The sequence below is a fragment of the Lentzea sp. NPDC037011 genome, from assembly GCF_055607425.1.
This window is the reverse complement of sequence record NZ_JBVJRT010000003.1, coordinates 270,405-284,060: the sequence shown is the minus strand read 5'-3', so window position 1 is coordinate 284,060 and position 13,656 is coordinate 270,405. Positions and strand designations below refer to the sequence as shown.

At 71.4% G+C, this 13,656-nt stretch carries 12 protein-coding genes; 3 read left to right on the top strand and 9 right to left on the bottom strand.

Going from position 1 to position 13,656, the window contains the following annotated elements:
* Nucleotides 1-2 precede the first annotated feature (2 nt).
* Nucleotides 3-635 (top strand): VOC family protein, encoded by a 633-nt coding sequence (locus ACZ7CH_RS09910; protein WP_470373606.1) that lies wholly within the window; start codon nt 3-5, stop codon nt 633-635.
* On the opposite strand, the gene ACZ7CH_RS09905 is transcribed toward ACZ7CH_RS09910, so the two are convergent.
* From ACZ7CH_RS09905 to ACZ7CH_RS09885, 5 genes are read right to left on the bottom strand one after another with little or no spacing between them, the layout of a single operon-like run.
* On the bottom strand, nt 596-1,972 hold the full coding sequence (locus ACZ7CH_RS09905; RefSeq protein ID WP_470373605.1) for a cellulose binding domain-containing protein: 1,377 nt from the start codon (nt 1,970-1,972) through the stop codon (nt 596-598). The genes ACZ7CH_RS09910 and ACZ7CH_RS09905 overlap by 40 nt on opposite strands.
* The gene (locus ACZ7CH_RS09900; RefSeq protein ID WP_360389667.1) at nt 1,969-3,408 is read right to left on the bottom strand and encodes a beta-N-acetylhexosaminidase; all 1,440 of its coding nucleotides are present in this window, start codon (nt 3,406-3,408) and stop codon (nt 1,969-1,971) included. Before ACZ7CH_RS09900 ends, ACZ7CH_RS09905 begins: the two co-directional genes overlap by 4 nt.
* Entirely contained in the window at nt 3,405-4,226 is an 822-nt protein-coding gene (locus ACZ7CH_RS09895; protein WP_470373604.1) for a carbohydrate ABC transporter permease, read from the bottom strand. The genes ACZ7CH_RS09900 and ACZ7CH_RS09895 overlap by 4 nt, the downstream gene beginning before the upstream one ends.
* Complete coding sequence (locus tag ACZ7CH_RS09890; protein ID WP_470373603.1) at nt 4,223-5,143, bottom strand: carbohydrate ABC transporter permease; 921 nt, start codon at nt 5,141-5,143, stop codon at nt 4,223-4,225. The genes ACZ7CH_RS09895 and ACZ7CH_RS09890 overlap by 4 nt, the downstream gene beginning before the upstream one ends.
* A 26-nt stretch (nt 5,144-5,169) precedes the next feature.
* Nucleotides 5,170-6,411, bottom strand: a complete 1,242-nt coding sequence (locus tag ACZ7CH_RS09885; RefSeq protein WP_470373602.1) for an extracellular solute-binding protein — start codon at nt 6,409-6,411, stop codon at nt 5,170-5,172.
* 180 nt (nt 6,412-6,591) lie between these two features.
* Here ACZ7CH_RS09885 and ACZ7CH_RS09880 point away from each other — a divergent pair, with 180 nt between their 5' ends.
* Complete coding sequence (locus ACZ7CH_RS09880; RefSeq protein WP_360389679.1) at nt 6,592-7,296, top strand: GntR family transcriptional regulator; 705 nt, start codon at nt 6,592-6,594, stop codon at nt 7,294-7,296.
* Between the two features lie 27 nt (nt 7,297-7,323).
* Here ACZ7CH_RS09880 and ACZ7CH_RS09875 read toward each other — a convergent pair whose 3' ends face one another.
* Entirely contained in the window at nt 7,324-8,064 is a 741-nt protein-coding gene (locus tag ACZ7CH_RS09875; RefSeq protein ID WP_470373601.1) for a class I SAM-dependent DNA methyltransferase, read from the bottom strand.
* A 54-nt stretch (nt 8,065-8,118) separates the two neighbouring features.
* Nucleotides 8,119-8,898: a bestrophin-like domain gene (locus ACZ7CH_RS09870; protein WP_470373600.1), complete on the bottom strand. Its 780-nt coding sequence runs from the start codon at nt 8,896-8,898 to the stop codon at nt 8,119-8,121.
* Nucleotides 8,899-9,195: 297 nt separating this feature from the next.
* Here ACZ7CH_RS09870 and ACZ7CH_RS09865 point away from each other — a divergent pair, with 297 nt between their 5' ends.
* A complete protein-coding gene (locus tag ACZ7CH_RS09865; RefSeq protein ID WP_470373599.1) occupies nt 9,196-11,340 on the top strand; it encodes a hypothetical protein in 2,145 nt (714 codons plus the stop codon).
* Nucleotides 11,341-11,371: 31 nt separating this feature from the next.
* On the opposite strand, the gene ACZ7CH_RS09860 is transcribed toward ACZ7CH_RS09865, so the two are convergent.
* Together ACZ7CH_RS09860 and ACZ7CH_RS09855 are read right to left on the bottom strand one after the other, a co-directional pair.
* Nucleotides 11,372-12,139, bottom strand: coding sequence for an amino acid ABC transporter ATP-binding protein (locus tag ACZ7CH_RS09860; RefSeq protein WP_470373598.1), 768 nt, complete (start codon nt 12,137-12,139; stop codon nt 11,372-11,374).
* Nucleotides 12,136-13,602, bottom strand: coding sequence for an ABC transporter substrate-binding protein/permease (locus tag ACZ7CH_RS09855; RefSeq protein ID WP_458431717.1), 1,467 nt, complete (start codon nt 13,600-13,602; stop codon nt 12,136-12,138). Before ACZ7CH_RS09855 ends, ACZ7CH_RS09860 begins: the two co-directional genes overlap by 4 nt.
* Between the last annotated feature and the right edge of the window lie 54 nt (nt 13,603-13,656).

Here is a 13,656-nt window from a genome sequence, read left to right as displayed (position 1 = left end):
TCGTGCGGATCGACCACCTGGTGTACGCGGTCCCGGACCTGGAGGCCGGGGTCGACGAGTTCGAGCGGCTCTTCGGCGTCCGCGCCGCCGGCGGCGGGCAGCACGTCGGCATGGGCACCCACAACCGGTTGCTCGCCCTCGGCCCGCACACCTACCTGGAGCTCATCGCCCCCGACCCGGCGCAACCCGAGCCGGCCCTGCCCCGGCCGTTCGGCGTGGACGGCATGACCGGACCCGGTCTCGTCGGCTGGGCCCTCGCCACCGACGACATCGACGCGGCACGGGACCACGCGGCGGCGAACGGCCACGACCCCGGACCCGTCATCGACGGCCAGCGGCGCACCCCGGAGGGTGGCCTGGTCACCTGGCGCCTCACCACGAACGCGCTGCAGGGCGGTGTGATCCCGTTCCTGATCAGCTGGGGCACCACCCCGTCACCCGCGACCACCGCACCGCAAGGCCTGGAGCTGCGGCACTTCCACGTCGAACACCCCGACGACATCACCCCGCAGCTGCGCGCGCTGCAAGCCGACGTGGAGACGGCGAAGGGCCCGGAGCCCGCACTGACAGCGCGGATCTCCGGGCCCGGGGGCACTCACACGTTGTCGACGTGGTCCACGCCGGAGCCGCGGTAGCCGTTCACCGCGGACGTCACCTGCGCGGGCGAGAGGACGCGGTCCTTCGCGAAGTACACCCAGTCGACCTCCTGCTGGTAGGCCCGCTCCGCACCGCTGCCGACCAGGCCGCCGGAGATGAACCACAGGTTGAAGTTGATCGACATCGGCGTCTCCGGGTAGTACCTGTCACCGTGGTCGGCGACCTGCGTGCCGTCGATGAAGTACTTCACCCGGCCGCCGCCGACCTGGATCACGAGGTCGTGCCAGCCCGCCCAGCTCTGCCGCTGCTCGGTGTGGACGTTGTCGGCCACCCACGGCTCGTTCTGGTAGGTCTCCCAGGTCGTCTCGTACATGATGTTGGCCGGTTCGCCCCAGCCGCCGTTGGGCAGGTACTCGAAGTCGAGCTCGCCGTAGTTCGGGTCCATCGGCGCGTTCAGCGGCGTGATGGTGAAGAACGTCTGCACCACGTGGTCGCCGTCCGGGCCGAACACGGGGGCGTCGGAGAACTTCACGCGCGCGGCGTAGGTGCCCTCGAAGAACTTGCGCTGGTGGAACACCTCGGTCTGCGCGGCGGCCGAGCCGTTGTTCCACGAGTCCAGGCGCATGACCTTCTGGCCGCCCACGGTCGGGAACGTGACCCGCGACGGGTCCCAGGTGGCACCGGGCACGCCGGGGCCGCCACCGCCGGAACGCACGGTCCAGCCGCGCTGGGCGATGCGGCTGTCGCCGGAGCTCGCGTAGTTGAAGTCGTCGAAGAGCGCGGGACCGCTGCCGGGGTTGGACGGCGTGGTGGTCGTCGTGCTCGTCGTCGGGCCGGTGCCGCCGGGCGGGGTGCCCCACAGCAGGGTGCCGCCGCGGTGCACGGTCACCCGGTTCCACGCCGAGTAGGTCGAGTCGGCGCGGTAGGAGTAGTCGTCGCTCTGGACGATCCGGCTCCAGTTGCTGCGGTAGAACCGCAGTTGCAGGTCACCGGTGTCGGTGCCGGGGCTCAGCGTGCCGGCGCCCGCGGTGAAGCCGACCTCCAGGTAGCGGTCGGCGGGGCCGCCGGACAGGGTGCCGAACTGGCCGGTGACGTTGCCGCAGCCGCGCACGGCCCACGAGCAGGCGAACCGGTAGCCGACGTCCGGGGTGTCGGACTGGAAGTAGTAGCGGACCTTCACCTCGGACAGCGGAACGGTGGTGGTGCCGGTGTTGACGACCTTCAGCCACGGTTCGACCTGGTCGACGGACGCGGCGGCGGCGCTGGTGCGGTGGTGCGCGGTGAGGGCGTCGGCGGCGAACGCCGACGGCGCGGTCGCGAGGCCCGCGACCGTCAGCGCGGCTGCGGTGAGTGCGGTCAGGGTGCGTTTCTTCACGAGTCTCTCCTGGGTACGGCAGGGGTGGACCGGGAGACGAGCTCCTCTCTGGTCTGGAGTGGACGGAGGCCCAGCTCGGCGAGCCGGGCGTTGTGCGGCCGCATGCGGGTCACGAAGCCCTCCCACGACGGTGTGGCGGCCCAGAGCGTGTCGGCGAGGGCGGCCAGGCGGGGGAAGGCCTGGTGTTCCAGGTGGTGGCGGGTGCGGACGTGCTCGGTCCAGAGCTGGCACTGGGCGCCGAGCACGCCCTCGGGCAGCGGCACGTGGTAGACGTCCTGCGCGGTCACCACGAAACCGGGCTGGCCCGGTGGTTCGCCGGGCGAGTCGGACTGCGGGTAGTCCAGGTAGGTCGAGGTGTGCGGCGCCATCACGACGTCCTGGCCGCGCCGCAGCGCCGCCACGGCCTGGTCGGCGTCGCGCCACGGCATCACGACCGACCGCGGGTCGCCGGTCGGTTCCCACGCGACCGGTGTGCGGCCGTTGTCCAGCAGGAACTCCACGGCCTGGCGCAGGAACCAGCCCCGTTCCTCCTCCGGCAGCGGGCACTCGTCACCGCCGATGTGGACGTGCTGACCGGGGAAGATGTCAACGACCTCGGCGAGCACGTCCCGGCAGAACCGCACCGCGTCCCGGTTGAACGCCGAGTCGCTGATGCCCCAGCCGGTCCAGACCGGCAGGTTCCGCCCGTCACCCAGCTCGGGGTAGGCGGCGATGGCGGCACGGGCGTGACCGGGCATCTCGACCTCCGGCACGATCCGCACCCCGCGGTCGGCCGCGTGCGCCACCAGCCCCTCCAGCTCGGCGCGCGTGTAGCTGCCGCCGTGCGGGACGCCGTCGCCGTTCGTCTCCGGCCGCCACCCGCCGACCTCGGTCAGCCGCGGGTAGCCGGGCACCGGCAGCCGCCAGCCCTGGTCGTCGGTCAGGTGCAGGTGCAGGACGTTCAGCTTGTGCACGGCCATCAGGTCGACGAACCGGCGCAGCACGTGCACCGGCTGGAAGTGCCGTGCGACGTCGAGCATCAGCCCGCGCCACGGCAGCCGCGGCACGTCCCGCACGTCCACACCCGGCAGCACCCAGTCCACATCGGACACCCGCGTGGACCGGTAGACCTGCGGTGGCAGCAGCTGCCGGATCGTCTGGACGCCGTGCCCCAGGCCGGCGGTCGTGCCGGCGCGCAGCAGGACGCCGTGCTCGTTGACGGTCAGCGCGTAGCCTTCTGCACCGAGCCCGACGAGCCGTTCGTCCAGCGCCACGACGATCCGCCCGTCGGCGGTCGAGGGCAGCGGCAGCCCGGTGGCCGGTCGCAGCACCGCGCGCAGCAGCCGCGCGGCGCCCTCCGCACCGGGGGCGGGCCTGATCCCGGTCTCCGCGGTGAGCGTGAACCCCTTGCCCCTGGCGACCACGCGCATGGGCTGTGGCACGAGCACTGGTGTCATCCCTTCACCGCTCCCCCGACGATGCCGGTCGTGACCCGGCCCTGCAGCACGACGAAGATCAGCAGCACCGGCAGCATGAACAGCGTCGAGGCGGCCATCGTGGCGCCCCAGTCGGTGCCGAAGGTGTTCTGGAACGACGACAGCCACACCGGCAGCGTGCGGTCGTCCTGGTCCTTGATGATCAGCACGTTGGCGAACGCGAACTCGTTCCAGGCCGTGATGAACCCGAACAGCGAGGTCGCCAGCAACCCCGGTGCGAGCAGCGGGAAGACCACCCGCCGGAACGCCTGCCCGCGCGAGCAGCCGTCGACCAGCGCCGCCTCCTCCAGGTCCGGCGGGATGGCCGCGAGGAACCCGCGCAGCGTGACGATCGTGAACGGCAGCGTGATCATGAAGTAGACCAGCGTGAGCATCCAGAGCGTGTCGAGCATGCCGGTGTCGCGCGCGATCACGTAGATCGGGATCAGCAACGCCTCCCACGGCGTCATCTGCGCGATGAACACCATCAGAACGAACGCCCGCCGCCCCCGCCACCGCAGCCGCGCCACGGCGTAGGCCGCGAGCAGGGCCACCAGCAGCGCCAGCAGCACCGCGCCGCCCGCCACGAGCAGGCTGTTGCGCCAGAACGAGGAGAAGCCGTGCGCCGAGATCGCGGTGCCGAAGTGCTCGAACGTGACCGACACCGGCAGGAACGTCGGTGTCGCGCTCTGGATGTCCCGCGTCGGCTTGATCGCGGTCAGCACCATCCAGTACACCGGGAACACCGCCACGGCGAACACGACGAGCGCCGCGACCGTCCTGAGCACCCGCCCGGTCATGCTTCCCGCTCCTGCCGGTAGAGCACGCGGAAGTACGCGAGCAGCGCGATCACCAGCAGCAGCACCATGAGCATCGACACCGCGGCGCCGAGGTCGTAGCGCTGCAACGACTGCGCGACCTGGAAGGCGTACACCGGCAGCGTCGTCGTCGACTGGCCGGGCCCGCCCTGGCTGACCACCCAGATCTGCACGAACGCCTTGGCCACCCAGATCACCTCCAGGCACGTGACCAGGCCGAACATCGCCCTCAGCAGCGGGAAGGTGATCGTGGTGAACACCCGCCACGCGCCGGCGCCGTCGATCCGCGCCGACTCGTACAGTTCAGTCGGCACTGTGACCATCGCGGCGTACAACGACAAGGCGGCGAACGGCACGGACTGCCAGACGACCAGGCCGACGAGGATGCCGAACGTGGCCTCGCCGTCGGCGAACCACGTGTAGTCGCGGTAGTGCTCGAACCCGAGCGCGACGAGCAGCCAGTTGACCACGCCCAGCCGGGACTGGAAGAGCCACTGGAACACCGTGGTGGCCGCGATGACCGGCGTGGCCCAGGTGAGCACCAGCCCGCCCATCACCAGCAGCCGCAACCACCTCCCCAGCCGCATCAGCAGCAGCGCGACCAGCGTGGACAGCACCATGATCAGCACGACGTTGACCGCGGTGAACCACAGCGTCCTGCGCACCACGGCCCAGAACTCCGGGTCGGCCAGCACCTCGGCGTAGTTGGCGAACCCGACGAACTGCGCGTCACCGCGCACCAGCTCGGGCAGCCCGAACCGCTGGAACGAGATGACCACGTTGCGCACCAACGGGTACACCAGCAGGTACGCGGTGGTGAGCACGGTCGGCGCGATCAGCAGGTACGGCAGCACCACGCGCTTGCGGCGCTTCGGGGAGGGTGGAGCGGCCGCTGTCACCGGCCGCTCCACCACGAGCGTCGCCACTACTTGCCCGAGTTGAGGGCTTGGGTGATCACCGCGTCGGCCCGCGCCGCGGCGGTGGCCGGGTCGGTGCCGGTCAGCACGGCGGTCTGGAACTCCTTGATCGGGTTGCGCGCCTCGACGGCGGCCCAGTTCGGCGAGTTCGGGGTGGCGTGCCCGTTGGCCGCACCCTTGGCCATGGCGGTCGTGCCGGGGTCGTCACCGATCTTCGTGGCGAGCGACCTGCGGTTCGGCACGTAGTTCATCGTCTTTGCCAGCTCGACCTGCCACTGCTCGCCCGCGAGCGCCTTGACGACCTCGTAGGCACCGCTCTGCCGGCTCGACGCGAGCGGGATGATCAGGTCGGAACCGCCGGTGAACACCGCGCCCGGCCGGTCGGCGGTCTTGCCGGGGACCGGGAAGAAGCCGAGCTGGTCGGCGAGCGCCGGGTTGGCCTTGGCGACGAGCTTCGCCGAGCCGGGTGCCGCGATGTACTGGGCGACCTTGCCGGTGGCGACGACGTCGGTCTGCTGCGGCTTGGCCTCGTCGGAGTCTCTGGGACCGTCGCCGAGTGCTTGGAGCTGCCGGTAGAAGTCCATGCCCGCCAACGCCTGCGGGGTGTTGAGCGCGCCCTTCCAGCTGCCGCCCGACTCCTGCGCGAGGTCGCCGCCCTCGTCCCAGACGAAGCCGGCGAGGGTGTACCAGTTCTGGCCGGGCAGGTAGATGCCCTGCTGGTCGCCCTGGTCGAGCTTGCGCGTGGTCTCCAGCCACTCCGCGCGGGTCGTGGGCGGCGTGACGTTCGCGGCGGCGAAGAGGTCCTTGCGGTAGATCACCACCCGGTTGGCCGCGTAGAACGGGACGCCGAACTGCTTGCCGTCCACCGCGCCGGGTTCGGCGAGACCCGGGACCCAGTCGTCACCGCCCAGCTCGGCCTTCTTGTCGCTCAGGTCGGTGACGCCCTTGCTGGCCACGTACTGCGCGACCTGGGTGTTGCCGACCTCGATCACGTCGGGCGGGTCGGTGCTGGCCAGCGCGCTGGTCACCTTCTGCGTGATGCCGTTCCACTCCTGGATCTGGACCTTGACGTCGAACCCGGTGTGCTCGCGTTCGAACTCGGTCTCGAACCGCTGCACGAACTCGTCGGTCGCGGTGTCCCTCATCAGCCAGACGGTGATCTCCTCCCTGCCCCCACCTCCCCCGCCGGAGGTTCCGCAGGCGGACAGCGCGAGAGCCAGCACGAGCAGGGCGGCAGAGCGACGCGGCACGGCTCACCTCTCCGGAGTGATGTGACCAATTGGTCAGGTCCGATGGGTGAGGTAGAAAGTGGCATAGACCACTTCGCACGTCAATAGCCTGGTTAGACGCGTGAGAGCGCTCTCGATCTTCGACGGACCAGGTACTTACCAGTGGTATGCAATACTGGCCGCCCAGCCAGCGGAGGTGCCATGGGAGAGCCGATCCTCAAGCGCGAGCGGGTCCGCGACCACCTGCTGGAGCTCATCGAGACGCACCCGACCGGCGCCCCGATCCCGGCCGAACGCGTGCTGTGCCAGCAGCTCTCGGTGTCGCGGCCGACGGTCCGCAGCGCCGTCGAGGAGCTCGTCAACCTCGGCCTGCTGGTCCGCCAGCACGGCCGCGGCACGTTCGTGGCCCGCGCCAAGATCACCCAGGAGCTGGTGTCCGACTCGCACGCCATGACCGCGCCCGCCGCCTCCGGCACGTGGTCGAGCCGCGTGCTGGAGCACGCCAAGATCCCCGCCGGCGCCCGCGTCGGCCGCCGGCTGCACGTCTCCCCGGCCGCCGAGATCCACTACATCGCCCGGCTGCGGCTGGTCGACGGCGAGCCCATGGCGATCGAGCACCTGCACGTGCCGGTCGCGGTCGCACCGGGCCTGACGTTGCACGACATGGAGTCCGGTGACTTCTACGAACGGCTGCGCGAGCACGACGTGCACGTGACCGAGGCCGTGCAGTCGATCGAGCCGACCGTCACGAACGACACCGAGGCCGCGCTGCTGGCCGTGCCGGTGCTGGCGCCCGCGCTGCTGTTCGAACGCCTGACGACGGACGCCCAGAGCCGCAACGTCGAGTACGTGCACTCGATCTACCGGGGCGACCGGTACCGGATCGTGTCGCGCCTGACGTTCTGAGCCCTCCGGGAGGGTGCTGTCGCGGTCTCAGACCGGCTTGCGCCACACGGAGATGTGCTTCGCGGAGTCCTGGGTGAACGGGGTCCCGTCCCAGTCCGCGACCCGGCGTTCCAGCTCGAGCCCGGCGATCCGGGCCATCAGGTCGAGCTCCGTCGGCCAGGCGTACCGGTGCCGGGAGCTGCCGCGGCGGTAGCGGCCGTCGTCGCCGTCGCGGGTGAGGTGGTGCGAGACGAGGACCTGCTCGACCAGGTCGAAGGTGTCGAAGCCGAGGTGCTGCTCGGAGACGTCGAACGGCACCGCGACCTGACCGGGCGGCAGGAAGCGCAGCGGCGGCACCCCCAGCTCGATGACGAACCGGCCGCCGGGCCCCAGGTGCCGTGCGGCGTTGCGGAAGCACTCGACCTGCTCGTCCTGGGTGAGCAGGTTCGTGATGGTGTTGTAGACCAGGTAGACCAGGCTGAACTCACCGGGGACGACGGTGGTGGCCATGTCCCCGATGACCACCGGGAGCACGTCCTCGTCGACCTTGCGCCGCAGCACCGCCGCCATGTGCTCGGACAGCTCGATGCCCGCGACCGGCACGCCGCGTTCCCGCAGCGGAACGCCCACCCGCCCGGTGCCGATGGCGAACTCCAGTGCCCGGCCGTCTCCCGCGAGGCCGGCGAGGAAGGCGAGCGCCGGCCCGAGGACGGCGGCCGAGAACATCTCGGTCTCCTCGGCGTCGTAGCGGTCGGCGGTGGCCCGGCTCCACAGTTCGCTGCTCGTCACGGGCAACCACTCTGCCGAGCACTGTGGGCGCTGTCGACGCATTTAAGCCGGTGCTCAGGGGTTCTTGTCGGCCGGGATCTTGTCCAGCTCTTCGGAGACGCTCACGAACGCGTCCGGTCCGACCTGCAGCCACCCCTTGTACGGGTGCGACATGCCGACGCACACCGCGCACACCGCGGCGAGGACACCCGCGGTGATCGCGATCTGCACGACGTGCCGTGCCCGCGCCGTGAAACCCATGAGCAGCGGGAACACGATCATCGCGACGGCACCGACCAGGGTGGCGGCGAGCATGATCTGTCCGGTCGTGCTCAGGCCCTGGGCGGCGTCGACCCGTTCGCGGCGCTGGTCGCGGATGTCGCGGACGCGTTCGACCATCCTGTCCCTGGCGCTCTTCACCTGCTCCGGCGTCGCGGGGAGGCTGACGACCTCCAGGTGCAGCGCGTCGAGCACGCGGTCGGTGCGCTCGTCGGTGGCTCCCTCGGCCAGCCGCGGCCACTCGTTGTCCACAACGGACTTGGCGTAGTCGCGCAGCAGCGTGCGGACGCGGTCGCGCTGCGGCTGCGGGAGAACCGCGGTCTGCCAGTAGGAGTCGGCGATGGCGGCGGCCTCCGCGGACGAGGTGTCCTCGACCGACGAGGCGTCCTCCCACACGATCACCGTGTAGAAGGCGAGCGCGACGATGAAGAGCCCGCTCAGCACCGCGCCGAGGAAGCCGCGCGAGTCGGCGTCGCGGTCGTCGGCCTGCTCGTGGTCCCTCGACCGTCCGACCAGGACGGTCACGACCACGGTGACCACCACCGCCACGCCGGTGATGGCGAGGATCATCAGCATGCGGCCGGGTCCTTCGCTGTCGGGAGTGCGGTGTCCATCATGGGCACAGTCCGGTGGCGGCCCGCCAGGACGGGGCCCGCGAATCACGCTTTGCGGTGGTGGTTGCGACCCGGTCGAGTGGTGGGAGCCGGTTTGGGTGCCTTCCGGGGTCAACCGTCCGGGTGACGGCACGCGGTTGTCCACCCGAACCAGGGAACCGAGGCCGTTCAGTCCTCTACGGACGGTGAGGTTCGCGGTGCTCGCGTTCCCGGCGGATGTGCCATCCTGGCCCGCGCCCGTCCGGTGAGGAGTGGTCGCGTGCGCGTTGTCGTCGTCCTGTCCGCAATCGGGGTGTTCCTCGCCCTGTTCGCGCCGGCGCCGCCCTCCAGAGCGGCGGAGACCTGGCACACGCAGTTCGACGCGGCGGTCTACGGCGACATGGCGGTCGTCGGCAACGCGGTGGTGACGTGCCCGACGCCCGAGCAGGCGGGGCCGCACCCCAGGTACCCGCCGCAGGCCTGCGTGGACGCGCAGCGCCGGGTCGGCCAGGGCCGCGGCGCCCTCAACAACAACCACCGGATGGTGTGGGCCGACGTCGACGCCGACCCGGCCACGTTCAACTCCTCGCGTGCCCGCGTGACGATCCCGGACGGCGCCGAGGTCGCCTACGCCAAGCTCGGCTGGGCGGGCAACGCCCGCTGCCTGAACGGCGAGGCGCCGCCCGGTGACCCGCGCACCCAGCCGGTCACCCTGGTGGTGAACGGGACCTCGGGCGTGGTCGACCGGTTCACCGCGGTGGTCGACGACCCCGGCTCGATCGGGCACACCGACAACCGGTTCTACAGCGCGGAGGCCGACGTGACGGCCCGCTTCGCCGCCGTCCACGGCAGCGCCGAGCTCACCGCCGGCAACATCTGGACACCGCAGGGCCCCGACTGCTTCGGCGGCTGGTCGGTGACGGTCGTGTGGCGCTTCGCCACCGCTGTCCCCGCGGCTCCGGCGCAGCGCCGGGTCGTGGTGCACGGCGGTCACGTCCGCCTCACCACCGCCGTGAACACCATCCGCACCCAGGTCTCCCCCACCCGCGCGGCCGGTGGCGTGACCCGGTTCGGCGTCGTCGGCTACGAGGGCGACTGGGGCACCGGCGGCGACCGCCTGCTGATCAACGGCTCCGCGCTGGGCGACCGCGACAACTTCTTCGTCTCGGCGGCGGACGGCGCGGTGGCACCGGCCGCGCTGAACAACATGAGCGTCGACGCGCGCACCCTGTCCGTGTCGAGCGAGCAGCTCCCACCGGGTGCGCGCACCGCCGAGCTGACCCTCGCCCGCGACGAGGACGCGTTCCTGGTGCAGAGCCTGGCGTGGTCGTTCCCGCTGCCGGCCCTGACCGTGACCGTCACCCCCGGCGCGCTGGCCGCGTACCCCGGCGGCGAGGTCAGCCGGACCGCCGTGGTGACCAACGCCGGTGACGCGCCCGCCGCGGCGGTCGTGGTGTGCGGTCAGGACGCGGGAGAGCTGGCACCGCACGCCTCGGTGTCGCGGACCTGCGTGTCGAAGGCCGGGCAGGACGACTTCACCGCGGTCACCGACGTGTCCGGCCGGTCGCTCGCCGGCGACCCGCTGACCGCCCGCGCCACGACACCGGTGGACGTGCTGCACCCGGCGCTGAAGGCGTCGGCCACGGCATCACCCTCGACGGTGTTGCCGGGTGCTCAGCTGACGCTCACGACCGTCGTCACCAACACCGGTGACGCGGTGCTGTCCAGCGTCTCGGCACGGGCCTCCGCGGACTGCGGCACGGTCCCGCGGCTCGACCCCGGCGCTTCGTCCACCGTGGAGTGCACGGTCGTCGCGGGCGAGGAGAGCGGCAGCGCGGTGGTGACCGTGACGGCCGCGGACCAGCTGGGCGGCACGGTCCGCACCGAGGCGTCGGCGCAGTACACCGTGGTCTACCCGAGGCTGACCATCACCGCCGTCTGGTCCACCGACCGCGCACGCGAGGGCGAACTGGTGACGATCACCGTGACCGTCGGCAACCCGTCCTCGATGCCCATCACTGACGTGCGCGTCACCGGCGAACCGGTGTCCTGTCGCCGGAACATCCCGGTCCTCGCCCCCGGCGAACGCCTCACCTACACCTGCGTCGCCGCCGCACCGCTGAACACCCGGCTGCTCGTGTCCAGCGCCGCCACCGGGACGGCGATCAGCGCCTCGGCGGACGTGCGGGTCGCCTCCCTGTCCGAGCCCGTGCCGGCGCCGGTGGTCCAGCCGCCTGCGGTCCAGCCACCCGCGCCCCAGCCGCCGGTGGCCCAGCCGGCGCCCGCCGAGCCGGTCCCGGCCGCGCCGGAGCCGGTCGCGGACGTGCAGCCGATGCCGAAACCGGTGGTCGGCGGGGTGGCGGCGATCATCAGCGCGGTGGTGATGGCGATGGTGGCGAGCGTGCTGTCCGGGATCAGGCGCTGAGGTCCGCCGGCGCCGCCGTGCCGGTTGGACGTCAGCCCGGGTCGAGGACCCGTTTGAGGAACCGCCGCGTCCGCTCCTCCCGCGGGTCGCCGATGACCTGCGCGCTGGGCCCGTGCTCCACGATCAGCCCGCCGTCGAGGAACAGCACCTGGTCCGCGACGTGCTCGGCGAACCGGATCTCGTGCGTGACGACCACCAGCGTCCAGCCCTGCGCGGCCAGGTCCCTGATGACCGCGAGCACCTCCCCCACCAGTTCGGGGTCCAGTGCCGAGGTCGGTTCGTCGAACAGCACGACCCGCGGCTTGAGCGCCAGTGCCCGCGCGATGCCGACGCGTTGCTGCTGACCACCGGAGAGCTGGGACGGGTAGGCGTCCGCGCGGTCGGCGAGGCCGACCTGGTCCAGGAGCCGGCGAGCGTCGGCCACGGCCTCCTCGCGCGGGCGGCGCTGCGCGACGACGGGCCCCTCGATGATGTTCTCGAGGACCGTGCGGTGCGGGAACAGGTTGTGCGACTGGAACACCATGCCGCTCTGCGCGCGCAGCCGCTCCTTCTGCGCACGGCCGGCCTTACCCGCGGGCAGGGCGGCGAAGTCGACCTCCACGTAGTCGATGCCGACGACGCCGCGTTCCGGGGTCTCCAGCGCGTTGAGCGAACGCAGGACCGTCGTCTTGCCGGAGCCGGACGGTCCGATGAGGACGGTCGCGGTGCCCTGCTCGGCGGTGAGGTCGACACCGCGCAGCACCTGGTTGTCACCGAAGGACTTCTCCAGGCCGTGCACTCGGATGCGGGGCTCGGTCATGCGATCACGTACCTGCTCAGTCGGGTTTCGAGACGTTTCTGGGCACCGGACAGGGCCACGCACACCACCCAGTAGTAGAGGCCGGCGAACGAGTACAGCACCAGGAACTCGTTGCTCTCCGCGGCGGCCAGCTGCGACTCGCGGAACAGCTCCGTCAACAGCACCACGGACCCCAGCGACGTGTCCTTCAGCAGCGACAGCAACGTGTTCGACAGCGGCGGCACCGCGGTCCGCGCCGCCTGCGGCAGGACGATGCGCCGCAACGTCTGCGGGTAGTCCAGCCCGATCGTCTGCGCCGCCTCGAACTGCCCCTTGGGCACCGCCAGGATCGCCGACCTGATCACCTCGGCCGCGTAGCCGGCGACGTTCAGGCTGAACGCGATCACCGCCGCGGTGAACGGCGGGAACTTCAGCCCCACCTGCGGCAGCCCGTAGAACACGATGAACAGCTGCAGCAGCAACGGCGTCCCGCGGATGACCGAGATGAACGCCCGCGCCAGCCCGCTCAGCACCCGGTAGCCGGAGATCCGGGCGAGCGCGACGAGCAGGGCGAGCGCGAGGCCGATCGCGAAGCTCAGCGCCGTCAACGGCACCGTGACCTTCACCAGCCCCACGAACATCGGCCACGCCGTGCTCCGGACGACCTCCCAGGTGCTGCGCGGCCCGCGGTTCTGGCTGAGGTCGGCCTCGCCGCCGTCGGGCACGGACACGTTGGCCCTGAAGTACTTCTGCGAGATCGTGCCGAGCGTGCCGTCGGCCTTCAACGCCTGGACCGCCTGGTTCGCCTGCGCCCTGAGCTGCTCGTCGGCCTTGCGGAAGGCGAGCACCTGCTCGCTGCCCGCGTCCCCGGCGTCGCCGGCGATCTCGATGTCACTGGACCCGGTCGACGCCAGGTAGTCGAGCACCGCGATGTTGTCGTTGACGATCGCGTCGACCCGCCCCTGCACGAGCAGCGCGGCGGCCTGCGCGAACCCCTCGACGGCCTCGACGTTCGCCCCGGCGTCCTTGGCGACCTTCGCCCAGTTGCTGGTGCTCGACTGCGCGGTCGTCCTGCCCTTGACGTCCGCGAGCGACTTGATCCGGTCGTCGCCCTTGCGGCGCACGACCACCCCGCGCGAGTACGTGTAGGTGTCGGACAACCCGTACCTGGCGTCCCGCTCGGCGTTGCGCGACACCTGGTTGGCGATGACGTCGATGCGGCCGGCGTCCAGCGCGGGGAAGATCGCGTCCCACTGCGTCTCCACGAACTCGACCCGCCACCCGGCCTTCGCCGCGACCGCCTCGACGACCTCGATGTCGTAGCCGGTGAGCTCCTGCGAGCCCGGGTCGTGGAAGGAGAACGGCGGATACGTCCCCTCGGTACCGACGCGGACCACGGTCTGCTCCTGGCTCGCGCTCGCCGGCGCGGCCCCGGTCGCCACCAGCAGGAGGAACAGCACCGCGCCCTTGAGCACGTGTCGCATGCACGGAGCGTAGAGGCCAATCGGGTGAGCCCGCTCGTTGATCCACTATGCGGG

Bases quoted from the DNA above. Each gene is read 5' to 3' on its own strand.
- ACZ7CH_RS09900 (WP_360389667.1), bottom strand. From the start codon at position 3,408: ATGACACCAGTGCTCGTGCCACAGCCCATGCGCGTGGTCGCCAGGGGC.
- ACZ7CH_RS09895 (WP_470373604.1), bottom strand. From the start codon at position 4,226: ATGACCGGGCGGGTGCTCAGGACGGTCGCGGCGCTCGTCGTGTTCGCC.
- ACZ7CH_RS09880 (WP_360389679.1), top strand. From the start codon at position 6,592: ATGGGAGAGCCGATCCTCAAGCGCGAGCGGGTCCGCGACCACCTGCTG.
- ACZ7CH_RS09870 (WP_470373600.1), bottom strand. From the start codon at position 8,898: ATGCTGATGATCCTCGCCATCACCGGCGTGGCGGTGGTGGTCACCGTG.
- ACZ7CH_RS09860 (WP_470373598.1), bottom strand. From the start codon at position 12,139: ATGACCGAGCCCCGCATCCGAGTGCACGGCCTGGAGAAGTCCTTCGGT.
- ACZ7CH_RS09855 (WP_458431717.1), bottom strand. From the start codon at position 13,602: ATGCGACACGTGCTCAAGGGCGCGGTGCTGTTCCTCCTGCTGGTGGCG.